General features: G+C 61.1%; 24 protein-coding genes. 12 read left to right on the forward strand and 12 right to left on the reverse strand.

Features of this window, described 5'->3' with window-relative positions:
* Positions 1-70 precede the first annotated feature (70 nt).
* From GO986_RS12500 to GO986_RS12525, 6 genes are all read left to right on the forward strand, one after another.
* The gene (locus GO986_RS12500) at positions 71-901 is read left to right on the forward strand and encodes a hypothetical protein (RefSeq protein ID WP_157459642.1); all 831 of its coding nucleotides are present in this window, start codon (positions 71-73) and stop codon (positions 899-901) included.
* Between the two features lie 136 nt (positions 902-1,037).
* Entirely contained in the window at positions 1,038-1,244 is a 207-nt protein-coding gene (locus tag GO986_RS22595) for a hypothetical protein (RefSeq protein ID WP_198170642.1), read from the forward strand.
* Between the two features lie 91 nt (positions 1,245-1,335).
* Complete coding sequence (locus GO986_RS12510) at positions 1,336-2,886, forward strand: glycosyl hydrolase family 18 protein (RefSeq protein WP_157459643.1); 1,551 nt, start codon at positions 1,336-1,338, stop codon at positions 2,884-2,886.
* Positions 2,887-2,990: 104 nt separating this feature from the next.
* Positions 2,991-3,962, forward strand: coding sequence for a hypothetical protein (locus tag GO986_RS12515; RefSeq protein WP_157459644.1), 972 nt, complete (start codon positions 2,991-2,993; stop codon positions 3,960-3,962).
* Between the two features lie 37 nt (positions 3,963-3,999).
* Positions 4,000-7,056 carry an ATP-binding protein gene (locus tag GO986_RS12520; RefSeq protein WP_157459645.1) on the forward strand — a complete coding sequence of 1,019 codons (3,057 nt, stop codon included), beginning with the start codon at positions 4,000-4,002 and terminating at the stop codon, positions 7,054-7,056.
* A 37-nt stretch (positions 7,057-7,093) separates the two neighbouring features.
* A complete protein-coding gene (locus GO986_RS12525) occupies positions 7,094-9,091 on the forward strand; it encodes an ATP-binding protein (protein WP_157459646.1) in 1,998 nt (665 codons plus the stop codon).
* On the opposite strand, the gene GO986_RS12530 is transcribed toward GO986_RS12525, so the two are convergent.
* The 6 genes from GO986_RS12530 to GO986_RS12555 form a co-directional block, all read right to left on the reverse strand.
* On the reverse strand, positions 9,065-9,991 hold the full coding sequence (locus GO986_RS12530; protein WP_157459647.1) for a hypothetical protein: 927 nt from the start codon (positions 9,989-9,991) through the stop codon (positions 9,065-9,067). The genes GO986_RS12525 and GO986_RS12530 overlap by 27 nt on opposite strands.
* Before the next feature lie 158 nt (positions 9,992-10,149).
* On the reverse strand, positions 10,150-10,698 hold the full coding sequence (locus tag GO986_RS12535; RefSeq protein WP_157459648.1) for a TniB family NTP-binding protein: 549 nt from the start codon (positions 10,696-10,698) through the stop codon (positions 10,150-10,152).
* 819 nt (positions 10,699-11,517) lie between these two features.
* Positions 11,518-11,793: a transposase gene (locus GO986_RS12540; RefSeq protein ID WP_198170644.1), complete on the reverse strand. Its 276-nt coding sequence runs from the start codon at positions 11,791-11,793 to the stop codon at positions 11,518-11,520.
* 13 nt (positions 11,794-11,806) lie between these two features.
* Positions 11,807-12,292: a winged helix-turn-helix domain-containing protein gene (locus tag GO986_RS22945; protein WP_157459650.1), complete on the reverse strand. Its 486-nt coding sequence runs from the start codon at positions 12,290-12,292 to the stop codon at positions 11,807-11,809.
* 141 nt (positions 12,293-12,433) lie between these two features.
* On the reverse strand, positions 12,434-12,748 hold the full coding sequence (locus GO986_RS12550) for a hypothetical protein (protein WP_157459651.1): 315 nt from the start codon (positions 12,746-12,748) through the stop codon (positions 12,434-12,436).
* Positions 12,745-15,324, reverse strand: coding sequence for an eCIS core domain-containing protein (locus tag GO986_RS12555; RefSeq protein WP_157459652.1), 2,580 nt, complete (start codon positions 15,322-15,324; stop codon positions 12,745-12,747). Before GO986_RS12555 ends, GO986_RS12550 begins: the two co-directional genes overlap by 4 nt.
* 283 nt (positions 15,325-15,607) lie before the next feature.
* Between GO986_RS12555 and GO986_RS12560 the strand changes: the two genes are divergently transcribed.
* From GO986_RS12560 to GO986_RS12575, 4 genes are all read left to right on the forward strand, one after another.
* Entirely contained in the window at positions 15,608-15,763 is a 156-nt protein-coding gene (locus GO986_RS12560; RefSeq protein WP_157459653.1) for a hypothetical protein, read from the forward strand.
* A gap of 506 nt (positions 15,764-16,269) precedes the next feature.
* Entirely contained in the window at positions 16,270-16,980 is a 711-nt protein-coding gene (locus GO986_RS12565; protein WP_157459654.1) for a hypothetical protein, read from the forward strand.
* Positions 16,981-16,995: 15 nt separating this feature from the next.
* On the forward strand, positions 16,996-17,598 hold the full coding sequence (locus GO986_RS12570) for a hypothetical protein (protein ID WP_157459655.1): 603 nt from the start codon (positions 16,996-16,998) through the stop codon (positions 17,596-17,598).
* 107 nt (positions 17,599-17,705) lie between these two features.
* Positions 17,706-18,146: an antitoxin VbhA family protein gene (locus GO986_RS12575; protein ID WP_157459656.1), complete on the forward strand. Its 441-nt coding sequence runs from the start codon at positions 17,706-17,708 to the stop codon at positions 18,144-18,146.
* Positions 18,147-18,274: 128 nt separating this feature from the next.
* On the opposite strand, the gene GO986_RS12580 is transcribed toward GO986_RS12575, so the two are convergent.
* On the reverse strand, positions 18,275-18,616 hold the full coding sequence (locus tag GO986_RS12580; RefSeq protein ID WP_157459657.1) for a hypothetical protein: 342 nt from the start codon (positions 18,614-18,616) through the stop codon (positions 18,275-18,277).
* A 163-nt stretch (positions 18,617-18,779) separates the two neighbouring features.
* Between GO986_RS12580 and GO986_RS12585 the strand changes: the two genes are divergently transcribed.
* Positions 18,780-20,048, forward strand: coding sequence for a PmeII family type II restriction endonuclease (locus GO986_RS12585; protein ID WP_157459658.1), 1,269 nt, complete (start codon positions 18,780-18,782; stop codon positions 20,046-20,048).
* 1 nt (position 20,049) lies between these two features.
* On the opposite strand, the gene GO986_RS12590 is transcribed toward GO986_RS12585, so the two are convergent.
* Positions 20,050-21,297 carry a DNA cytosine methyltransferase gene (locus GO986_RS12590; protein ID WP_198170646.1) on the reverse strand — a complete coding sequence of 416 codons (1,248 nt, stop codon included), beginning with the start codon at positions 21,295-21,297 and terminating at the stop codon, positions 20,050-20,052.
* A gap of 200 nt (positions 21,298-21,497) precedes the next feature.
* Here GO986_RS12590 and GO986_RS12595 point away from each other — a divergent pair, with 200 nt between their 5' ends.
* Positions 21,498-21,737 carry a helix-turn-helix domain-containing protein gene (locus GO986_RS12595; protein ID WP_157459659.1) on the forward strand — a complete coding sequence of 80 codons (240 nt, stop codon included), beginning with the start codon at positions 21,498-21,500 and terminating at the stop codon, positions 21,735-21,737.
* Positions 21,738-22,055: 318 nt separating this feature from the next.
* On the opposite strand, the gene GO986_RS12600 is transcribed toward GO986_RS12595, so the two are convergent.
* From GO986_RS12600 to GO986_RS12615, 4 genes are read right to left on the reverse strand one after another with little or no spacing between them, the layout of a single operon-like run.
* Positions 22,056-22,802, reverse strand: a complete 747-nt coding sequence (locus GO986_RS12600; protein WP_157459660.1) for a hypothetical protein — start codon at positions 22,800-22,802, stop codon at positions 22,056-22,058.
* A gap of 37 nt (positions 22,803-22,839) precedes the next feature.
* Positions 22,840-23,574: a hypothetical protein gene (locus GO986_RS12605; RefSeq protein ID WP_157459661.1), complete on the reverse strand. Its 735-nt coding sequence runs from the start codon at positions 23,572-23,574 to the stop codon at positions 22,840-22,842.
* Positions 23,575-23,625: 51 nt separating this feature from the next.
* Complete coding sequence (locus GO986_RS12610) at positions 23,626-23,874, reverse strand: hypothetical protein (RefSeq protein WP_157459662.1); 249 nt, start codon at positions 23,872-23,874, stop codon at positions 23,626-23,628.
* Positions 23,871-24,410, reverse strand: coding sequence for a nucleotide-binding protein (locus tag GO986_RS12615; protein WP_369409343.1), 540 nt, complete (start codon positions 24,408-24,410; stop codon positions 23,871-23,873). The genes GO986_RS12610 and GO986_RS12615 overlap by 4 nt, the downstream gene beginning before the upstream one ends.
* Between the last annotated feature and the right edge of the window lie 24 nt (positions 24,411-24,434).

Here is a 24,434-nt window from a genome sequence, read left to right on the forward strand (position 1 = left end):
CACCCAGCTGTCACTCTGATCTTTCTAAGGTGATGGCAACGGTCAAAGCGACCAAGTCAAGGAGCCCACCATGAACACCAAGACCAACCTCTGCCTCTCCCTTCTGTTCGCCCTCGCCTCCACCTCGGCCCACGCAGCCACCGTTCCGGCCGCCCTCCAGGGCCAGTGGGAATACGGCTACGTGTCGCCCATCGAGTACTACGACCCCAGCACCGGCAAGTACGCCGAGGGCAGCGGCACCAGCGAAATCATCCGCATCAAGGCAGACGGCAGCTACGAGCGAAACGGCATCATCGTGGTGTCTACCTACGGCTGCACGTCCAAGCTGCTGACCACCAGCAAGGGCAAGGTCACCCTGAAGGGCAATATCCTGACCTTCACGCCGACCACGGCCCACAACAAGGGCTACAACTGCTCGCCCAGCAAGGTGTACGAGAACCACAAGCTGACCCCGTCGGTCTTTACCTGGAAAATTAACGGCGAGACGCTCTCGCTGGGCGACCCCAAGGGCGAGGCCAGAGACAGCCTCTACAACCGGCCACGCCTCCTGGGTGGCACGGCCGCCGACCAGAAGGAGCGGCGCGTGACAGGCCTGCTGAGCGCGCCGCAGGGCCACAGCCTCAAGGGCGCCATGGTGATTGCCTGCCGCGTAGACCTGGGCTGCGCCGACGAAGGCAGCATCCGCTTCGTGACGCTCTCGGGCACAGGCCACCAGCAGAGTTTCAGCATTGATGGTCTGGAGGCCACCCCCTACGAGCTGCTGGCCTGGGAAGACACCAACGGCAACGGCGAGCCGGATGAAGGGGACTGGGTGGACGCCGCTTCGGCCAAAGGGCAGACCGGCATCACCCTGACGCCGCCCATGACCAACGTCTCGCTGAAGTTAGAGCTGTGGCGCTAGAGCAGTTCTCCGAATTCCGCCGTCTGGAGAAGAGCACCCCAGACGGCTCCATTCTCCGTCCTGCTCTGCGAAATTCACTCGCTCCACTCGGTCAAAAAGATGTCATCTTTTTGACAAATGCTCTAGGACGCCGGCCGTGAATGACCTCACCGCCGAGGCCCCAGGCGGCGCCAGCTACCGCCTGTCGGTCTGGCCCGCCAGGCCGGGACACCGGCTCTGGCGCGCCCGCATCGAGTGTATGAACGGCACCCACCACGAGTTTCAGGAACCCGACGACGCCCTGCTGTTTCTGTATCACCGCCTGATTCGGCCTGGCACAGAGTCTGTCTGTTCCGAGTTGTAAACGCAACAGAACTGAGTTGCACACTCCACGCCTGGACTCCGTCCTGCTCCTTCTAAGCCCCCTATTTCCCTGTCTTCTACTGGAGGTTGAGATGTTGCGTTTTCCCCTGGGTCTGGCTCCTCTGCTGCTGCTGTCTCTCGTCGCCTGCGCTGCCCCCAGCAGCCCGGCTGCCACTCCAAACGTAGCGGCGCAGGCCACCGCTGCCACGGCCACTGTCGCCTACAGCGTTTCCAGCGACTGGAAGACGGGTTTTACCGGCAGCGTCACCATCACCAATACCGGCCCCGCCATCAAAGGCTGGACGCTAGAATGGACCTTTCCGGGGGCGCAGGTGATCACCAATTCCTGGAATGGTGTCCTAACGCAGACCGGCGCGCAGGTCAAGGTCACGAACGCCAGCTATAACGCAGCCATCCCCACCGGGGGCCAGGTGACGTTCGGCTTCACCGCGAAATATCCAGCGGGTACGGCCAATCTGGCTCCTGGCACTCTGACGTTCAGTGGCGCGGCCACCTCCACCCCGGCGCCCACGCCGCCGACCCCCATTCCACCTGGTCCTGTCCCGCCCACCCCCGTGCCGCCGACCACCGGCCAGCCCTGGGTGATGGGCTATTACGTGGGCTACCTGCGCGACCGCTATCCCCTGGACGCCGTGAAGTGGGACGCCCTGACCCATCTGGTCGTGGGCCGCGCCGTGCCCAATGCCGACGGCACCGTCAACACCCGCTTTGACATTGACAGTGTGGCTGGCCCGCAGTGGGCCGGAGGCGTCGTGGCCCGGACCCACCAGGAAGGCAAGAAGGCCATTCTGATGCTGGGCGGCGCGGGCGCTTACGCCGCGTTCGTGGGGGCTGCGTCGGACGCCAACCGCGCCCGGTTTGTGGCCAATCTGCTCCAGGTGGTGCGGGACTACGGCTTTGACGGCATTGACCTCGACTGGGAACCCATCAAGGCCAAGGACACCGCCCCCCTGAAGGCGCTGGCCGCCGAGTTGAAGGCCGGCCAGCCGGGGCTGATCCTCACGCTGCCAGTGGCCTGGGTCAATGCCAATTTTCCAGGGGATGCCAGGCTGATTTCGGCGGACCTGACTGCCCAGTTTGACCGCGTGAACATCATGAGCTACGCCATGAACGGGGTCTGGGGCGGCTGGCAGTCCTGGCATTCGGGCGCCCTGACTGGCGCGGCCTCCACCACCCCCAGCAGCCTGGAGTCCAGCGTGAAGGCCTACCTGGCGGCGGGGGTGCCGGCGGGCAAGCTGGGCGCCGGAATCGGGTTTTTTGGCAGCTGCTATAGCGGCGTCACGGGTGCCCGTCAGAGTGCGGCGGGCATGACGCTGGTGGCCGACGACAACGCCATGAGTTACGCCAACATCGTCACGCAGTACCAGGGCCAGATGACGGCGCAGTGGGACAGCGCGGCCGGGGTGCCTTACCTGAGTGCCGCCTCGCCCACTGGACCCAAGGGCTGCACCTTCGTTTCCTACGAAGACCCGCAGAGCATCGCCCTCAAGGGCCAGTACGTGCGTGCACAGGGTCTGGGTGGCGCCATCATCTGGAACATCAACGAGGGGTATATCCCCAGCAATCCCGCCGGCCAGCGCGACCCCCTGATGGACGCCGTGAAACAGGCGTTCCTGCGCTGAGCCTTCGCCGTTTGTTTCATCGGGTCTGTGGAGGTCTTTATTCCTCCCAGACCCCCGGCCCTCTCTGGCCCGCCACGCAGTGGGCGCCTCCCAAGGACTGATTTATGCTTCGTCATTCTGCGTTCCTATTCCTTTCCCTCTTTTCCCTGACTTCCGCTGCGCTGGCGGCGGCCCCAGCGGCCCTCACGGGCGAATGGCTGATCGGCACCGCTTACCCGGCCAATATCTATGACAAGGACGCCGAGGGCGCGCAGTCCTCGTCCACCCGCCTCCTGCTGCGCCCGGACGGCACCTATGCGCTGACCGACTTGCAACTGAGCTACATTCCCGGCTATTTCGGCAGCTACCTCGTGACCTGCGAGACACTCAATGTCTTCACCGAGAGCGGCAAATACCAGGTGACGGGTAACAAACTCAGTTTTCAGCCGGGCGCCGCCCAGAAACGCATCGGCGTCTCGCCGGGCCGTCTCAATGCAGGCTGCAAGCGGTTTGAAGGCACGCGCGAAACGGTCAAGCAGGCCCCCTACCAGGGCACCTTTACCCTGGCGGGCGGCACGCTGACCCTCAACGCCCGCAGTGTCCGGCAGGCCTACAGCCGCCGCCCGGCTGAGACGGCCAAACCGGCGGCCCCTGTGCTGCCGTCCCCCTCCATCAGCTCAGTCCGGCCTGCGGCAGCTCCGGTCTCGCCCGCAGCGCTCATTACCCCGGCACCCTGGACGGCCACTGGCACCTGGGCAGCCCGCTTTGACACCCCCAACGGCCCGGTCGAGATGCGCTTTTCGGTCTATGACGACGGCGAGGGCGGCCTGAGTGGCAGCGGCACTGGTGACGACGACCTGCGCGGCTGGCTTCTGGGCAGCTCGGCAGGGCAGTTTAAGATCGGGCTGAGCAGCGGCGACGACGAGTTGAACCTGGAGCTCAGCGGCCGGTTCTCGGGTGACCGCTACGAGGGCACCTTCCAGGCCTCGGCCCCAGATGGGGAAGCGCTGCTCGGGGGCCGCCTGACCATGCTCCGGGACACCTCCACGTCGCCGTCCTCGACCTCCAGCGGTCCCGTGACCCCGCCCCGGCGCTGAGCCCTCTGTGCGGCGGGCCTCTGCTAGTCTGCGGAGGATGCCGCAGGAGGCGCACTGGACGCTGACACTCTGGGGTCCCCCCAGCCTGATTGACCCGCAAGGTCAGCGGCGCCGCTGCGAGGGCAAGCCGCTGGCCCTGCTGGTGTATCTGGCCCTGGAGGGCCGCGCCACGCGGCTGCGGGCCGCGGACCTGCTGTGGCCAGACGCAGGCCAGGCCGGGCGCAACAATCTGGTCATCATGCTGCGGCGCATGGGGCAGACCTACGGCGCCCCGCTGCTGACCACCGAGCAGGTGCTCACGCTGGCCAGTGCCGTTCGTGTTCAGGCGCTGGATGGGGGCGGGGCGGGCCAGGCCCTCCCCCTGGACGGCCTCCAGTATCCAGAGTTAGAAGAGTTTGACGCCTGGCTGCGCGAGCAGCGGGTGCGTCTGCGGGCCGAAGGAGCATGGGCGGCGCGGGCAGCGGCGCGGTCCCTGGAGGCGCAGGGCAGGGGAGAAGAAGCCCTGCCGCTGCTTCAGCGGGCGGCCTTTCTTCAGCCCCTGTCGGATGAGACGACCCGCGCCCTGATGCGCGTGCAGTATCTGGCTGGTGACTCAGCGGCGGCCCTGGCCACCTTTGGCCAGTTTCGCCAGAGCCTGCGTGACACCTTGCAGACCGATCCCATGCCGCAGACGCAGGCGCTGGCTCAGGAGATCGAACGCAGCCGCCCGCGCGCTCCTGAGCCCCAGGGCCCCCCGGCGGCCCCAGACCTGTCCAGCGGCCCGGCGCATCTAGTCGGGCGGGATGACGTGCTGGAGGCCATCACCCAGGCGAGGCAGGCTGGCCAGGTGGTGGTCCTGACCGGCGAGGCGGGCATCGGCAAGACGAGTGTGGCCCAGGCGTCGGCGGCCAGGCATGGCGCCGCCCTGACCCTGAGAGGTCACCCAAGCGACGCCCCTATCCCCTATGCGTCGGTCACGCGGGGGCTGCGTCTGCTGCTTGAGGCGCACCCCGACCTTCACCAGCAGGTGCTGGCCCGGCCGGTGCTGGGGCTGCTGCTGCCAGAGCGGCTGGAGGCCGCCCTCCCGGAGGGGGACGTGCGCCCGGCGCTGCACGCGGCCCTGACGCAGCTGTATCAGTTGGCGGCGGCGCAGGTTCAAACCCTGATGCTCGATGATGTGCAGCTGATGGACCCAGCGTCGCTGGACCTGTGCCTGTCGTGGCTGGACGCGCCGGCCTTATCCGCTGCAGTGACCGTCTGTTACCGGACCGGCGCCCTGCCGCCAGCGGCCAGCGGGCTGCTTGACGACCTTGTGCGGCGGGGCCGGGCCACGCAGCTGGCGCTGGCGCCACTGACGACCGAGGCCGTGGGCACCCTGCTGTGCGCGCTGGGCGGCCCCGAACTGGAGGCCCACGCGCCGGGACTGAGCCACTTCAGCGGGGGCAATCCGCTGTACCTGCAAGAAACGGTGCGACATTTGCTCACCCCAGAAGGCACGCTGGACCTGGGCCGCCTGCCCCGGACGGGCCGCGCCGAACAGCTTCTCATCGGCCGCCTGGAACAGCTGTCGCCTGTCGAGGTGCAGCTGGCCAGGGCTGCCAGTGTGGTGGCCCACGATCTGCGGCCCGAGTTGCTCGCCACCATGCTGGGGGTGTCCCCAGCAGAGCTGGAAACGGCCTGGCAGGCGCTGGGGCAGGCCGGCGTGCTTGTGGGTGGACAATTTACCCACGACCTTCTCCGGGAAACCCTGGGCGCACAGATGCCGCCGCCCCTGCGGTCGCTGCTGCACCGGGCGGCGGCCCGCGCTCTGGCTGAGGCCGGCGCCCCGCCCGCCCAGGTGGCCCTGCACTGGGAAGCGGGAAGTCGGCCCGCAGAGGCGGCCAGTGCCCTCCGGCAAGCTGGTGCGGTGGCGCAGGGCAGCGGCCTGTACCGCGAAGCCGGCCGTTTTTTTGGGCGAGCCGCCGACCTGCTGGAGGCTGGCCCGCACTCAGAGGTTGCCTTTGAGGTCCGCATTGAACAGCTAGAGGCCCTCTTTATTCTCGAAGATCAGGTGCCAGCGTGGCAGGGTGCCGTGGCCGCGCTGGAGCGCCTAGCCCTGACCCCAGCGCAGCAGGCCCGCGCCGCCCTGCACCGGGCCCGCCTCCACTTCGCCCTTCAGGAGTTTGAGGCGCAGGTGCAGTGTGCGCAGCGCGGTCTGGTGTGGGCCCGCCAGGCCCAGGCGACAGAGACGGAAGTCGCCCTGCTGGAAATTCTGGCGGGTTACGCCCTGCAGCACGATTACCGGGCCTCGCCCCCTCTGCTAGAGGAACTGGAAGCCCTGGCCGCCCGGCTGGGCCGCCTGGAGATTCAGGCCCGCGCGTTAGAAGGGCTGGGCTTTGCCCTTCTGATGATTGATCCGCGTCGCGCCGGCCCTGTGCTGGACACCGCAGAGCAGCGGCACCTGGCCGTCTCGGCTCCGCCGTTCGCCGCGTCGGTCTGTGCCAAATGGTCGCGCGCGGCCTACCGCCTGGGCGATTTTGAGGCCTCGCTGGCCCACAACCTGCGCGCCCGCCAACACCTGGGGACGACCGAAGGCTTTCGGGTGGTCGCGCTCATCAACGCCTACGGCGAGGCCCTGACCCGCTGGGCCCTGGGTGACCTGGAGGGTGTGAGGCAGCTGCTCGGCCAGCACCAGCATCAGGTGGCCGAGACACCGACCGAGCAGGGCTGGCTCAGTGCGCTTTATCTGGTGCAGCTCTGGCTGGAGGTGGCCCAGGGAACAGGTGAGCCTGACCTCCTGGCGGCGCAGGTTCAGGCGCTGCCCGACTTTCCCCCCCCTCTGCGGGTTGAGCAGCAGGCGCTGCTGGCGGCTCTTCTGGGCTGCATGGGCCAGAAAGAAGCGGCTCAGGCTCAGCTGGACGATCTGCTCGCCCATGTACAGCGTCTGGGCGACGTGTACCTGCTGCGGCGTACGCAGATGCAACGTGCAGCCCTCACCGGAGACCGCGCAGTGCTGAGCACGCTCGGTGATTCGGCGGTGCGGCGTGGGCTGTGCGGCCTGTCGGCAGCCTTGAGGCCCATTCCTCTGACGCGGCCCGACCCCATGCTGGCCGTCATGCTCAGGGTGTGTAGTTAAGCCGGCTTAGTCTGCCCCTGCCGGCTTACAGTGCGGTATGGCGTCTAATTCTGTTCCCTGGCATCTGTCTTTACTGGGCTCTCCCACATTGTCAGGGGGAGGGGGTCAGCTGCGCCTGGACGGCAAACCGGCCGCGCTGCTGACCTTTCTGGCGGCGGAGGGCCCCCAGCCCCGCCGCACCTGCGCCGCGCTGCTGTGGCCGGACGCCCCACCCGCCACGGCCCGCAACAGTCTGGTGCAGTTGCTACGGCGGCTGCATCAGGCGGCGGGGCGCGTGCTGGTGTCTGGCCAGCAGATCCTGGCCCTGGCACCTGACCTGACCACCGACCTCCAGGGACCGGTTGCCCCCGGCGAAAGCCTGCTGCTGGCCGATCTGGACAGCGAAATCAGTCCTGCTTTTAGTGACTGGCTATCAGCCCAGCGCGCCGAGCGCGAAGCCGCGCAGGCCCAGGCCAGCCGAGAGGTAACCGAGCAACTGACTGCTCAGGGTGACCCGGCGGCAGCGCTGGCTCTGGCGGCGGCCCGCGTGACCCGCGACCCTCTGGATGAGGATGCCCATCAGCAGCTGATGCGGCTGCACCACCGCAGCGGCGACCGCGCCGCCGCACTTCAGGCGTATCAGCGCCTGCGGGCCATCTTTGCCCTGGAGCTGGGTCTGGAACCGTCTGCTGAAACGGCGCGCCTGGCCCGACTGATTGACACAGAACCTGCCCCCAGCGCCGAGCAGCCAGCCCTGCCCCTCAGTTTTCTGCGCCCTCCCCAGCTGGTGGCCCGCGAGGACGCCTGGGCGCAGATGGAGGCGGGTTGGGCCGCTGGCGTCGGCGTGGCCCTGGTGGGCCCCTCTGGGAGCGGCAAATCCCGGCTGGCGCTTGACTTCATCCGTGCCCACCCGGACCACCACCTGCTGCTCTTGCAGGGCCGCCCCGGCGACCAGGACGTGGCGTATGCCACGCATGCCCGCACCTACCGGCAGACGCTGGCGGCCTTTCCCGACCTAGCCGCGACCCTTCCCGTCTGGGTCCGGCAGGAACTGACCCGCATCATCCCCGAGCTGGGGGACGCGCCGCCGCCCCTCACGTCTGCTGAAGACAAACTGCGCTTCTACGACGCCAAGTACGAGGTGCTGCGGCGGGTGGCTGACCGCGGCCCGGTCGTGCTGCTCTCGGACGACCTGCATTTCATGGATGACGCCTCTATCGAGGCCGGCGCTTACGTCTATTCCAAGTTCTGGGGTGACAGCCGGGCGGCGCTGCGGTCCATGTTCTGCTACCGCGAGGGGGCCCTGAGTCCGGCCACCGCAGCGCTGTCCCGCCAGATGTATGACTCCGGGGCGGTGCGGCCGGTGCAGGTGCAGCCGCTGGCAGATGAAGACACGCTGGCGTTTCTGGCTCAGGTGGGGCTGCCGGCTGTTCCTGGCCTGGCCCGGGAGGTTCAGCGCTTTGCGGCCGGGAATCCCCAGCTGACTCTGGAACTTGTCAAATACTTGCACGAGGCGCAGGATTTCAGTCTGGACGGTGTGAGGCGCGCGGCAGGGCAGACCTTGCCAGCCCTGCTGACGGGGCGCCTTGAGCGGCTTTCCCCGGAGGCGCTGGAAGCGGCGCAGGCGGCGGCGGTGCTGCGCAGTGACTTCTCGCTGGAGCAGGTGGCTGACATGCTGGGCTGGCCTATCCTCCGCTTGCTGAACAGCTGGGAAGAACTGGAGCGGGCCCAGGTGGTGCGCGGTGAGAGTTTCGCGCATGATCTCGTCTATAACGCGGTGCTCAGCACCACTTCTGTCTCCAGCTGGCAGCGGCTGCACCGGCAGGCAGCTGGCCTGCTGAGTCAGTCGGGCGGCACCCCGGCGCGTGTTGCCCGTCACTGGCAGGAAGGCGCTGAGCCGGGGCAAGCGGCTCCCTGGTGGGTAGAGGCGGCCCATCAGGCTGAAGCGACCCTGCACCCAGCGGAGGCGAATGAGTGTTACGCCAGGGCATCGGCGGCGTACGACGCTGCGGGCGATGCCAGGGCCTCTCTATATAGGGGGAGTGTCGCGCCTTAAGTCACCTGCGTTATCACTGTCCTTCCTCTTTTTTTCCGAAGGACTGAGGCTCTGGGTTACACCCTGGGCCAGCGCCAGCGCAATCTGAAATCCTGATTGGTCATCGGCATAGCCTGCTGACTCAGACGTATGTGGAAAGTCCCGCAATGAGGCGCGGCGGAGTTCTCGCAGCGGAAAAAGGCGAATCTCAGCGTCCAGGCTGGCCAGGTAGGCGGCCTGCCGCAGTGCTGCTGGCGTTTCATACGGGAATACCCGCGCCTGAGGGTCACTGAACACGCCGCCACTGTGGGCTTGCCAGCGCAGCAGGCTCTGGACGCTGGAGTCATCCAGTCGCGTGATGGTATGGGCCCGGAGGACTTCGCCAGGATTGAGGCGAATAGCCTGCCACTGAAGTTTCAAGAGTTCCTCTAGTCGGAAGGCGTGATGATAGAGCAGGGTCAGAGCCGCGTGCAGGGCGTGTTGCCGGCGACTGGCTTGAAGAAGAGCTTGAATCTCGCTTGCTGGTGGTGGTGGAGAAGAAGTGCGCTCTTGCGGTGGCCGCTGCAGCCCACGTAGGGGGTTGGTTGTGAGGACGCCACAGTCAATCAGGCTCTCGTAAAGCAGATGCAGTGCGCTGATACGGGCGCGGGCCGTGTTGGGTTTGACTGGCCGGCCACCCTCACCCAGAAGGGCAACGTGATTGACCCAGAGATGAAATGAGGCGGGAGGACGTTGGAAATCGATGCCTTCCAAGCGGGCTGTAGAAAAGAAGGGGAGGAGACGGGTGTACTGCAGGGCAGCGGCGCGTGGATGGGTGGAAGAAGGCCCGAGCCGTGTCAGGAGAACATCAAGGTCGTAATGCTGTAGGGCGTGAAGCAGCAGGCGCGCATCGTCATGATCTGGACTAACTTCTGGCGGCATACATAATATTATGTGATATCAAATTAACCAACTACATCCTTTGTCTAGAAGTAGATGCAGAGCTGCGCGCAACGACGCTATCTGTCATCAGAATTGAGTCAGATTGTCAAGGAGGCAGCAGATGCATCCAGCCTCAGCTTGGCTAAGACATGCATCCGTCAGATGTCGACAGCTCGGCGTTCCTTCGCACTCAGGCAGCCAGCCGCCTGCATCAGGTCAACGGTGAGGCAGGGCGTTTGATGCTGGATTGCATATCTCAAGCCACGGTGCAGAACATCTTTGAGTTCACCGATCCAACCGCCGCTGAGGTCGTAGAGATACTGCGCAAACGCAGGTTGCCGAAGCTGGGATGGCTCTGGCAACGGGAGCCACCGCTCAAAGGCCATCAGCATCCGCACAAAGGGTGCTCCTGATTGAAGCGGTGGCAGCCTCATCACAGTGAAGCGATTTTCCAGTTGTGGATCAGACTGAATAGCATACAGCGCCTTTTTCACGCCGGCGGCGATCAGCGGCACTTGGCACTGCATTGACAGGTCGCGCAGCGTTGGAATCGTATTGGTCACGGTCAGGCGCCAGCGGGGAAGGATCTCCAGGCCACTGCCTCTCAGGAATCCGTCGACCAGATCGTCTCGTCTCACCCCACTGGCACATTCATAAAGCATGACCGGCACCGGGTGATCCAGCGCGTGATCACCGCCTGGTTTCAAGTGTCCGGCTCAGGCCACGTGCGGTGAGCAGAGGCGTCACCCCTCACCGCACAGCAGGAACAAGAACTAGGCCCGCCGAGGGCGGCGGCAGCCTGAGCCGACTCCTGGTCTGCGACGCGCGCCTCCTGTATGTGACGCAGTTGGAATTCTGGCAGGATGACGCGCGGGATTTTTCCGGGGTACGGCATGAACTGGCCTTGGAATTGCTGCAACGTCAGCGCCTACGGGAATGGACAGAACGTCTGCTCACCGCTCTGCAAGTGGGCACCGAAGTCAATACAGCTGAGAAGACTTCTCCAACTCAATAAGTTGGCACTCCAGCAGGGAAACTGCGACGAGACGCCATCGGTCTAAACAGATGATTCAAAGAGTGCCGGTTTTGGCTGGTGTCGGCATCTTTGAGTATGCAAAGAACCTTGCTTACAGGGTGAAATTGAACATTTCGGGGCTGATGTGCCGTTTCCAAAAGAGTATCCGGCATCTCCCTGATGAAGTCGCAAAATAGGCTTCTGTTCTGCTGAGACATATTTTTTGTCAGTGGCGTCTCGTCGCAGCTTCCCTGATACACGCCCGAGAGGGGAGCATTTTAAGGAAGCTGCCACGAAGCGCGAAGTGGCGAATTTCCTCTGTAGGACGCGGTAAGCGATGATTCGTCTCGAAAGTTGGAAGTACCGAATAGGCCAAGAGAGATGGCACTTCGGGCCTAGCAAGCCGCTTTCCACCTGGTCTGCCTCCAGAAATGCCCAAGCGGCACTTGAAGCAAAGTGCCGACACTGCTTGGAACAGGTACTTCTTCAGGTCCCTGCTTGTGAAATCATTTCACTTTGCACTTGGTAGCAGCTTCCTTAAAACACCCCCCACCACGATGTCTCCCTGGATATGGCGCAGGAGGTGTTGAAAAAAATGGACCACATTCCCACTCTGGATCGCGCCTACCTTCGTGTTTTGCAAGAACTGTCCACCCGACGTGATCGCCCCAATCGTCGAGAGCTTCTCCCAGTTGGCTGGCAAGGTGACCAGGGGCGTCACGCCCCTGGTGGACCAGGTCTGCCTGCGCACGCCATTCATCGCAAAGCCCACCTCATCGAGGTACACGAGCGTGGCGCCCTCAGCGACCTTTTTTTTCCAACTCCGGGGCCATCTCTTCTTTCCAGGAAGCAATCCAAAGTTTATTGCGTTCCGCTGCCCGGCCATCGGGCATCTGCGGGGTAAAGCCCAACCGGCGCAGGATGTGCCGGACATGGTCATGGTGGTACCAGATTTCGAAGTGCCGGCCGATCAATTCACTGACACGCCGGGTCGTCCAGGTTTCATCCCGAAAGCCATGATGCACCGCACCCTCCCGCAGGAGGGTGCGCAACTGCTCCCCTTGTTCTGCCGTCAGCCGCGAGGCTGGACCGCTGGCCACCGTGGCCTGAAGACTACCGTTTCGTTTGAGCCGACCTTTCCAGCTGTACACGGTGTGCACCGAGACCCCGAAGTGATCAGCAATCTCTTGATTCTTGTACGTCCCACGTGCGATCCATTCAAGCGCCGCGAGGCGGCGCTCTTCAAGTTGAGCACGCGAGTAACGGGTAGGCCGCCATCCGGGCATACCCCAAGAATATCAATGCTAATCCACAACGTGGTCAATAAGCTGCGCCGGTACAGCTGGAATTGAGTCCAGGCTCCGGCTGTGGAGCCTTCCTTCCGTGGGTGGCTTAGCTCGAAAGGATGGCATCCTCAAATGGCTTACTTAGCCTTTCGCAAGGACATCACGGTAATACCGGAGACCATTTTCAAATTCTGAATTGTCGCAGTCGTTCAGCCCTTTTTCTGAACGGTAGTGCTGAACCATTTTCTCAAAAGCTTGTTGTGTCATCTCTTGAGTATCGGCATCATCGTTTAATGGAGGACCCCAGATATTGTCCATGTAACTGTGATCAATCCTAAAACTTCCATCAATCCAATCCATGGCATAGGGCGTGCCGGCAAGAACCCTGTCATCCAAATGAATAACTTTGATTGGCCTGGCTCCAACGGCGAAATAGCTTACATTAACACTTTTCACTTATTTTCCTTTAGAATTTGCTGCCACACGTTCCTGTAGCCATCCTTGGCCATTTGAGTCAACTCATTCAGCCTCGCTTCTTCTGCTGGCGTGACTGGACGGTTCTCAGTGCTAAGTTTAGCTCGAATACTCCGTACCTCTTGGTAAATTTTATGTTCTGTAGCGGCAAAGTTTGACATTTTCGTGAGTTCTAACCGGAGTTCGACTACATAACCGTTGCTGGCCCGAATATTTAGGACAATGTCTCTATATCCTGTCGCCATCGGTTCAACGAAACGATCTTTGATTTGAACTACGTTGTATCGACTACGGATGTAGGCCAGAGCCTGGTACACATCGTCAAGCTTGTTGAACAGCAACCGCGATCCGGCCACGTCCAGGAGCGGTGCGGCGCTCCCCTTGTAATCAGCCTGGACCTTCTCTGTGGAGCGGGTCACGTCCTTCAGGCCGTCCCGTGTCTGAAATGTTGCGCCATACCGGCGGGCCAGCGTATCCGTGAGGGGGATTAGCTCCTTATTGGCGGCCCGGCTGCCCTCGTACACCGTGTTCATGGCACTGGAGGGCTGTACAGGCTTGGCTGTTGGCGCCTGTACCTTCATGGTGGCTGACAGCGAAGCCTGCTTTTGCGTCAGTCCCTGTTTCATAGCGGCGGAGTACTGCGTCTGCCAGAGGGGAAGAGTCTGCTGCTGGGCTGTGGGAACGCCAAGCCCTTTCTGCTGCTGTGCGACGACTCCTTTGCCGGCTGCTCGACCAGCCGCTTTGCCGATCAGGCCAGCCAGTCCAGCGGTGCCTAGAATGGCAGCAGCCTGCGCGAAGTGATTCCCGGCAATTTTCAGATCGCTGTCATTCGTGGCCCGGTCCGCTATGCGGAAGAACGCCCCCAGGTGCTCCCCAATGGCAAACGATGCGGGGCCATAAGTCGCCAGGGCAATAATCACGACCCCAACATCAAGGATCCAGCCTGCTGGCGTCAGTTGGAGAGCAACAAAAATGGCTGCCGTTGTGGCGATGGCCGTAACACTAATCATGCTCAGAAACTGCGTACGGAACGCTTCACCGACCGGCGCGTACTCAATGGCCTTCCCCAGTTTGGTGGCCAGTGGCATGTTGACGTAACGCCCGGCTGTCTCCAGAGAGGTGGTGGCCAGGGCTTGACCCTTCAGAGGATCGTAGAGCGTAGGGCCAGCCAGACAGAAGTCAATGCTGGGGCTGCTGACCTTGGCCTTGACCAACGCCTTACGCATGTGTTCCCAGGCAGGAAGACGCATGGCCGCGAGTAGCCCGATCACGGTGTCCCGCTGAGCCTGGGGCAGCTTTTGAAGGCTTTTGACGGCAGCATCAATCTGCCCAGCAGTTATCTGACGCTGAATTGACTTCACAGTCACGATCAGATTCGCAGTGGGGTCAGCCGTTTTTCTTTGAATGCTGCCAGGGGTGAGGACTTTCCTGGATTGCGCAGGCCTGGCCAGGGCGCGGGATGCTGATCTCGGGAGCAGCTGTGTGCTCAGCCGTCTTCCCATCTGCTGTGCCTCCGATTCGAGGCCAGCATCGGGGTCAATGCCAGGGCCGACACGGCCCTGGCTCTGTTGGACAGTGTGCGTGACCTCGTGGGCCAGTAGCTCCAGGCCACTCTGCGTGTTTGGGCTGAACTTGCCGGACCGAAAGAAGATGTCCGTGCCGGTCGTGAAGGCAAGAGCATTCACACCTTTGGCCAGCCCATCCGCTTCGGCGTCATCATGAATTCGCACCCGGCTCAGGTCGTGATTCAAGCCCTGTTCGAGGTGGCGTTGGATCGCTTCAGGTAGCGGATTGCCTGCGCCCCGACGGTTCTGGATGCGTTGGAATACGGGCTGAGTGGCCTCGGCATCCAGGTCTGCGAGTTGCCGTTGCAGGGTGGCTGTGCGCAGCGTCTGATCCGTATGAGCCTGCTGTTCCACCTGACGCTGCACGGCACTATCCATGGCACGCTGCAAGGCTGGCCGTTCGCCTGAGGGCACCTGACTCAGAACCACCTGGGCGACCGACGCGCTGACCTCATGGCGTTGCAGGGTCGCCAGATGATTGCCGTAGGTGTCGTACCGGGCCTGGGCTAGGCCACGGTCTGCTTTGAAGCCTTGGGTGAGCTGCTGGGCCACCTGCCGTTGCAGGGCAGTGTGTTGCGCGAACTGGCGGCTATCCAGGCGCTGGCCTTCGACCTGTTCCGCGTGACGTTGCATGACGACCACCCAGTCTGCTGGGGTCTGAGGGCGAGCCGGTGGGGGAGTGGCTGGTTTGGTTTGATACTGGAGGGCGGTCACCTGATCAGGGTGTATCGGGCCCGATTCAGCCAGCTGGCGTTGTAGGGTCTGGCGCTCACCTGTGAGACGGCTGACCTCTGCACGGTGGAGGTCCAGGGCGCGCAGCGCTGGGGCCGCCTGTTGGCGTTGGAGGGCAGGCGAGTGCAGTGTGAAGCGGGTGAGGTCGGCGCGCAGTTGGGCTTGACGTTGCAAGGCTGTATCGAGGGGCAACGTGGTGTGCTGAGGTGTCCCTTCTCTCTGAGTCTTGCGAGAAGATGTGCGTTTGCGGGCGTACTCCATAGACCTCCCGGGATACGTCCCCTCATGATGCCAGTCATCGCCCCAGAAAGTGGCCGAAAATGACCATTTTTACCCGGATAGAACGGCAACACTAAATGGTTGGTGTGAAAATCGGCGGCAAAACCACCAATGGGGAAGGGACGAGTTGAACACCCCCTCCCTATTGATTTCTGCCCTGATGTGAAATGCCCGTCCTCGCCTTCAGCGGCCCGCCTGGGAGAGCACCAGGCGACCCCCTCAAGCCTGTGGCGGGCGTAAAAACAAAGCGCGATAGGCTCCGCCCATGGCCCAGGACTTCACCTTCACACTGCCTACCAACGAAGAAGAACTGATCGAGCGCTTTCTGCCTGTCTCGGAGGGGCCACAGCGACTGCTGCTCATGGCCATGACACATGAGGTCACCACACCGGGGCAGGCACACATGGAGAGACGATGCTGACGTGGCTCCGGACCGACGAGCGGACCCGGGCTCTGGTGAGCCAGCTGGAGTCCACCCTGGCGCCCAAGCTCAGCAAGCCCAAAGGTGGGCGGCGAGGCTTTGGCCGAAGCTGAGATCAATTCATTCCCTGACCTGGGGCACCACCATCCAGGCCGACACCAGCAAGATCGTTAGCACGACCACCACGGTTAGCCATGCCACTGGGTCCACCGTTGTTCCAATGAGACCTCCGGTTCACCCGTTGATCTTCGGTAGATTCCATCCACTTCTCCGCTTCTCTAACTGCCATTTCAATGTCGCTTTTCTGAGCTTGGGAGCCCCTTTAATTCGGCCCGTAGGTGCGTCTAGCGACCGCCTGTCCTGCCCATTTCCCTCTCCGCTATCTCGTCTACGCAAGATTAGCACTGTCGTGCATCTTGCCTCTGGGACATCGTCCCAGAGGCAGAAAACCCGATCACTGCCTAGATTTAATTAGTGCTACCTCTTTTTTCCATTTACACTCGAGTATGACAAAGACGGCGGGACGCCCAAAACAGAAGCCCATGCGGGTGACCGTGACACTCGATCCGCAGCATGCGGAGGCGTTGAAACTCATGGCGGACGAGGTGGGGGTCAAGATGGCCGCGTTTTGTGCGAACGTCTTAGAGCGGTACAGCCTGCAGGACCGGCAGGTGATGACGTCCGACCTAGTGCGCACTCTCTTCGAGGCCCAAGGTGTGCAACTGCAGGAGGGTCTTAGAGCGGAGATCCACGCGCAGATGAACCGGGTGCGGCATCTCCTGGCGAGAAGTGCGCTGGAGAGCATGGCGGTTCGCAATGAGACCGGCATATTGCTGTTGAAGGAGTTTGGGAAGGAGAAGGCTCAAAAGTACAAAGAGCAGGCGTGGGGCCACGCGGTGCACACCCTGAAGGAACCAACCCCCGCGATGCGTGCGGCGTTGAACGAGCTGGCAACCGGCATGGGGAACGACGACCCGGGACTGCTGATGAAAGTCCGGGCGTCCGCAGACCAGGTCACGCACCAGCTTGCACAGGTGCAACAGCTGACGAAACAGGTGGCGCTGCTTCAGCAGCAACAGCAGGAAGTCACGACGGTGCTCGCGACGATGCAACAGCAGCTCAAAGCGACGCAAAGCGTGGTGGTCAAAGCGGTGAACAAGCTGGAGGACACCGAGGAGGAATTGCGGACGAAACGCAAGGGGATCTTCGGGTTGTAACCCATGGCCAGACGCATGACGAGTACACAGCGGGTGGTGCGTTCGATCCCCGACCGTTCCGGCAACAATTACACCAAGACAAGCGCCGGTGGATTGGCCAGGGCGAGCAGTGCCGTGAAGTACATGGACCAGAAGGAGCAGACCCAGCTGTACACCTACGAGGAGAACCAGCTGCGGGAGACGGACCGACTGCAGGCTGCTGAACGGATTCAGGAGACGACCACGAAGTACCAGCAGCACCTGACCTTCACCACGCAATTGCCAGGGGAACTTGAGGTGGATGAGCGACGTGGCGCCATGGTGGTCGCACAGGCGGTGCAGGAGCGGCGTCCGGACGCGGACATCTACGCGGTCGCCGTGCATCAACAGGAGGGGGGCAACATCCACGTCCACATCTGCTTCGGAACGGACACCACCCTGAGGAGGGGAGCGGAAGGCGACCTGGTGCATTTCCAGGGCAAGGCGTTTGAGCTGGAGCGGGATCTGGACCAGGACCTGCACCTCAGCCCATACGGAGAGCAGCGCAAGGAGCCAGCTGGCGGCTGGCTCCTAGACGTGGACGAGGAAGACCTGAAGCCCCAGAAGGCGCGTCAGGTGCAGTGGGACATGGACTACTGACCCCCCTCCCTGTTGATCCCTTGATGGGGTGAGGTGAAGGGAGGACGTGGGTTCGCAACAACGCTACACGGCACTTGGGTCTGGGTCAGGTGATCCAGGAGGGTGACATGAAGACAGAGGACAAGACACCAATCACACCGGAAGAACGCGGCCAGCGATACGCGGCGCTAGAAGCAGCACGGCATGGGATGCGCTTGTCGGGCCTGCCGATGTACGGCCCGGATGAAGACCTGTTCGCGGCGTACGTGGAGGGTGACCTCGAGGCTGAGGAGGTGATTGAGGCGCTGCACCGTCGTCACAACCGCCGACGTTTTCCGGAAGGACCAGACGGCCCAGAAGTCGTGGAAGAGGTCGCACAGCTGGAAGGGGTCGAGGTTTTGGTCTGCGAAGGGACCATCGAGCTGCCTGCTGATCCGCCGGCACCGCTGCTGGCGGACGTGCTGGGGTTGCGTCAGCCGTACGACGGCTCAGATCCGTGGCTGGGGCGGCGTGTCCGGTTTACGGCGCAGCACGGCCTTGATGACGAGGATCGACTGGATCTGAACTGAGAAAACGTGCTTGGGGACAGCGACGGCGCTTAAGCCGAAAAGAAGAAAGACGGCCGAAGCCGTCTTTGATGTTGAGCATTATAGCCCGGTATGCGCTGAGTGTCCACTTATGCACGCGGATCTGGTCTTCAGCGCCCAGCTTGCGTACCCATACGTCCAGTGACCTGACCAGCGTTAACGAAAAGGGCATAGTCCTCGCCTGCAAAGAGTTCGGGTTCGATGATTAGGCAGAAGTCAATGTCACTGTCAGGTACATCTGTTTCTCCATCTGTCAGGCTGACCCATGGCCCTGCTGACGTCTGCGCCACCAGAGCCATGCCGCCGCCACCGATGCCCATGCCCTCAAAGCTCAGGCTGCCAGTGAGTTCTGCCCAGTTGCCTGCCCCATATCCAGCTGCCAGGTGATCAAGTGTGGCCCCATCCAGCTCATAGGCCCGCTGGAGAATGGAACGGGGAAGGTCAGGGTGCATAGCTCCAAGATAGTGTAAGGCCACGAAAGATTCCCTCAACTTTTGTTGTCAGAGAGAGGCAAAGCGGAGTGAACACCTGTCATCGGCAGGACAGATATGTCGACTGGCACTCCCAGACATCAGACACTATTGCTACAGTTGTTAGGTGACTCAAGAGCCTGTCATGGACCCTCTGCTCTCTGTAGAGGATCCCAGTCTTTACGATCTCTTGGAGGGCGAACGGCCTTTCTATCTCGATCTTGTCCACATAGAAGCCACTCAGGGATTAGCTGCAAAAGTGAATGAAGCCATCAGTAGGGGGCTCGGAACTGTCGGTGAACTTGCCGAGCAAGACATATCTGCCCTACCCAGACTGTCCCCGGCTCTTAAGGAGAGACTAGAGTTGGCGCAAAAGGGAGTACGCCATATTCTCGCCAATCTCGCCAGTCTTCTGCAAAATATAAATTTAACATCTGAAGAACAAAAGGAGGTGATGTATGTTGTTCAATCACATCACCTTCTTCGGCCCTGGCTACAGCTCCGGCAGCAGATAGAGAGTCTCGGCATTGACCTTGAGCAGCGTTCTAGTATCGACAGATTCGTATTCAGGGAATTCTTTGCCAGTAAGTCTTTTAAATTCTACCTGGGTCGCCACAAGAAGATTGCCTCCCTCCAGATTGAAAACTTCTTCCCGAATCCATATTTGCAGGCTATTACTGTGCCAGTGTACGGTCATAAGACCTTCCGTGATCTTATCAAGTCCCTGATTGAGGCCCACCTAGTTGCAGGACAAGAGACCGCCTATGGATGGATGAGCGAGGCACTTATCTCTGCCTTTGCGTCACGCGTAGTTCCAGGCAAGCCACGAGGCCGCCAAAATGAAACTCATCGTGAAAATCCCTTGAAGGAGATTGATGCGTACTTCCGTTCTCCATCGGGCGAGATAGACTTAATCAGCCTTAAGGCTGGTCCGATGACTATTAACGACAGCGCAGCTATTGAAATGCGAAATAAGTTTAAGGTGCTGATCGAGGACTTCAAGCGACCTTTCCAAGAGCGAAGATATACTCAAGAGCTGACTAAAGACGGCAGCACGATCAAGAGCGTTATCTACGGTGTGACTTATGGCCGGGAAGTAGACTTAACCAATAAACCCCGCATTGTTAAGGAAGGGGGAGCAGAAGTAGAGATCAAAGTAGGCAAAGCTTTGTGGAGACATGTCTCGGGTTACGATGACATGTATCTCGTCATACTTGAGGGTCTACAGGAAGGTTACCAGCGGTTTGAGGCGATGTATGGCATCGACCTCCCCGAGCTATTGGAAGCCAAGATTGACGAGGTCTCGATAGCAGCCAAGACGAGGTTCGGGCTGCAAACTACAAATCTCACTGATCCAGAGTTCTGGCAACAGTTAGCTCGGGGAGTGTTTGAGGAGATAGGGTCAACTCCTTGAGCTAGTCGCTTTCGACTTTTTCCTTGTGTTTCGTCCAACCAATACGGTCAGCCAGCCACTGTTTGCTCCCTACGTGGTACATCCGCGTTCGTACAGTTGATTGAACGTTGCGCCCACGGGAAGGGACGTTGAAGAGCATCGGTTGAGCCGCATTTTGCGGCGAATCCAGAGCCTGCCGGACGACTTCTCCCGCCAACTTCCCAAGCTGCACTGGAACAGCGTTTCCCACTTGGGTGTATTGCTCCAGGGGAGTGCCCACGAAGTGCCAGTGTTCTGGAAAGCCTTGCACTCGGGCACACTCCCCTACGGTCAAGGTGCGGACCTCCTCTGGGTGGCACAGGGATGTGCTGGCGTGGTTCGGCATGGTGACGATGGTGGGGGAAGGGTACTCGTAGGACAAACGCCGCCACCAGCCAGAGCGCCCGCCCTTGGCATGCCAGGCTGCTCCCATTGACTCACGCTGCAGTTCCTCTGGCAAGTCCCGCCAGTTGCCACCTGGAGGAACATGAGACAAGTAGTGCTTCTTTCGGGGAGAGAAGTCCATAATTACTGGGTCAGGGTCTACCCAGCCCATGAGGACACTCCCGAGGGTTTCAAAAGGACGTTGCCCCTTTTGGGGCGGGAGGCCATGTGAAGGGTCAGGCCAGTCCACTGCCAGATTGAGTCGATTTCCGATGAAGAATACCCGCTCTCTGATCTGGGGAGCACCGTGGTTCACGGCATTCACAGCGAAGTAGTCGACCCGGTAACCGATGCGTTCGAACTCCTCAAGCACCACGCGCAACACGGAACCAGGTTGTTCATCCTCTCCCAACGGAGGGTTCCCCGGACCTCGCTGATTGAGTGGCCTGTGAGAGAGTGCCTGTGAGAGCAGTCCACGAACATTCTCCATGATGAAGAAGGCCGGGCGAGTGTCGTTGATTACCCGGACGAAGTCCATGAAGAGAGACCCCCGAGGATCGTTGATACCTTTTCGACGCCCGGCTGTGCTGAAGGGTTGGCATGGCGGGCCACCAACGACAAGGGTGACCTCTTCGGGAGCCACACCCGCAGCCTCCATAATTTCGGCGCTGCTGACTTCACGGATGTCGCGGCAAATTACCGAGAGTTCAGGCCGATTGGCGCGAATAGTGGCGCATGCGGCCTCATTCACCTCTACGCAGGCAAGAGTCTGAAAGCCTGCCTCCTCCAAGCCAAGGTCAAGTCCCATAGCCCCGGAGAAGAGAGAGATGGTAGTCAATCGGTTCACAGGTCTCCTTCAGTGGACACCAAGGGGTCAGGCCCCTTGAGCCTTTCACAAACATCAAGGGTAATGCAGTGGCCCAAGGACAGGGTGCTGCGACTTACACCATGGGGTCAATCCTGCCCCGTGCTTACAGCAGGAATCTAGCACCTCTGCCTGAACTCATCAAGCAGTTCTACATGAGGCAGAACTGCTAGAGTCAAAGTGTGGCGATCCGTTGGAAGCTTCGGGAATACATCGAGCAGCACAATCTGTCGGCGCTCTCTGTTGAGCTCAAGGCGGGTATCGGTCGAAACTCGATCTACCGTCTGACCCGTGCAGATGGCCCTCGTCTCATTGACCGAGAGACCCTTGCTAAGGTGATCCGAGCCCTTCGAGAACTCACCAATGGCAATGTTGAAGTGAGCGATCTGCTGGAGTACAGCGAAGACTATGAACAGCACTAATTATCCTGTTTGCCGTATAGCTTCAGAGCACAGGCCACGGCCCCACTCGCTTGCTATCAGGAAGCAATACTGTTAATACGATCGGCCAGGTCAGTGCGCGCTGGGGAGTGAATTCTCGCGGGTGTTGTTTGTGGATTGCCACCCTGGTGATGAACTAACTTACCTGAAAAGTGGCTGCCTCAGGGTTTTAGCGCGCAGCGGATGCACCCGTCACTGTCTTCCTGTCTTCGAAGCTCGAGTCTTAGCGTAGTTCTTGCCTTACTCCTTCTGACAGTGTTTTTTGACATTTAGAAAGAAAAATTTCTTACTTTCATTCTATCACCAGAGTGGGCCTTTAGCCCAACCTGTAGGGAAGGGAGTCAACTTAAGCGGTTTGACCGGCCCTATGCTTATAGCTACCCGCTCATTCCCACGGCTGCCAGTGAGCTGCTGCCAGGTGTAACTGGATGTGACGCCTGGAGTCACCCGAATTAGAGCGCTGGTCCACTGCCCGCCCGAGCTTCTCACTCCACAGTTGTCTTCGTATGGCTGTGGCAGAAGCTGCTGGTTCAGGCGCCCGAGGAGGCGCCGCACAGGGCCGAGCTCCACAATCTCCAGGAAATTCCCTGTATACCCCTGACCGCTAAACCCACCCTCGAGCACCAGTTCTGTGAAGCCGTTGCGGTTGATGTCTTTGAGGGCATACATGGACGAGACGTGGTTGACGAAGACGTAGTGCGCGGCAACGTTCAGACCTTCCAAGATGACCAACCCTTGCAGGTTGCCCGTGCGGTTGAAGCAGAAGGTGTACACGTAGGCGGTTTGCTGGCGACCCTTGGCTGTGAACGTGCCAGGGGCTGCGCCTTCAATGCTGAAGTCGGAACCCTCGCAGAGGTCCATGCCAGCATCAGCGTCCCACACCTGTTGGGTGGCTGCTCGCCGAGCCAGGGACTCAACGCGGCCACGCTCGCTCTCTGTTAGACGTGGTTCTGGAGCCGGCAAGCGCGAGTCATACAGCACTCGTGTTTGCGCCAGGGTTTGGCCTGCCAGAGACACCATCAGGGTCAGAAAGAGCGCGCGGTCCATACCCAAAGCATAGGAAGGGACACAGGAACTGGTGAGCTCAAATGCGCGCTGATTCAGGTACTCCTTGGGTCTGCTCAAGGTTGGCCAACTCATCTTGCTTGGCTTTCTCTTTGATCGTCACGGCTTGATCTAACAGCCCCAGCATGTGCTTGAGATCGCTCAGAGCCATTTGAACGTCGGTGGCTTTGTTCTGGGTCAGCACGACTAGGAAGGCCACCACAACAGCAGTAATAAGCAACCAGAGCGGCGCGCCCTTAATGACAGGAAGTGTGGCTGCCGCTGTCGCCAGAATGGCTGGCAGCATACCCAAGCGCCCAGCTGCTCCAAAGACGGCTTCAAACCTCTCTTTCTGGATCTCACTGGTTTGGGCCAGCCGTGCGCGAGCAAACTGTATCTCTGGCAGGCCATAGGAAAGTAGCTTGGCGACCTCTGCTTCTTCTCCTATCAACCGCTCTTGCAGCGCGCTAATCATGGCAGGCCGGGGCTGTCGCAGGCTCTGAAACACGTTCCCCTGTTCTCGCACCACGAGAATGTTTGCGACCACAGCAATCAGCAATGCCATCAGCACCAATCCACCGTAGACCAAGGTGAACCCATCAAAAGGCTGAAGTGCTTGAACTCCTGTTGCCGCCAACGCGACGGCAAGCAGAGCGAGACTCCAAGACACGCGGCGTCCATATCGTTTCTGCGAGGCAGCTACCTCTGAGGACTCTTGATCGTCCTTCGCCATGTACTCTTCTAAACCGTCTAGAAGGGCTTTGACCTGGTCCATGTCCGCTCGATGTGCTGGAAACTTAGTCATCAATTTCTTTCTTGAAAGAAATCATTCTTTCTTTTCGAGGTACTCGATTAGCGCGGCCTGCACCACATCCTGAATTTTGCGGCCCTCGGCAGCCGCGTGCATTTTCAGACGGCGATGCAGGCCGGTAGGTAGGCGGGTGTTGAATGACTCCAGAGCATCGGGCATGCCTTTCTCTGCAGCCTGGGGTGGCTCCTGGACAGGGGCATCTGTTTCCTGCATCCGCTGTTTCATGGCCGCGCCAATGCTTAGGCCCTTGCCTTTTTTCGTCATGCCAGCACCTCTGCCAGAGCCTCGCGGTACTCGGTCAGGTCATCTGGCAGGGTGCCAAAGGCCCGCTCAAACTTGATGAGGTGGGGAATGATGCCGTACACCGGCAGATCCTCGTCCTCCAGGGCTGCTTTCATCTCGCGACCCAGACCTCCTCGTGCCTGGGTCAGGAGGATGCCCCAGGGCCCACTGAAGCCGGAAGCGGCCAGGGCGTCGAGTGTGGGGACAAGACGGTCAGCCTCCAAGGCATTGCATTTGGCCACGACCAGGACGCGGGCGGCCATGCGAGCAGCGTCTCCGAGTGCTTTGGGATCGTTAGGCGGCGTATCCACAACCACCACAGCATGTTTCATGGCCTGCGCCTGCTTGCCTTCGGGATAGACCGGGAAAGGGAGATTCCCAGCAGCGCGTGCCCATGCCCCAGCGCTGCCTTCGGGGTCTTTATCCAGAACAGCTACATCGCGGCCTTGGGTTTTGAGGAGTGCGACCGTATACATGGCGGTGAGCGTCTTGCCCACCCCACCTTTGCGGGAAAGCACGGAGATAACCTCTGCCATAAAGAA

Source organism: Deinococcus arboris, from assembly GCF_009755355.1.
Lineage (GTDB): Bacteria > Deinococcota > Deinococci > Deinococcales > Deinococcaceae > Deinococcus > Deinococcus betulae.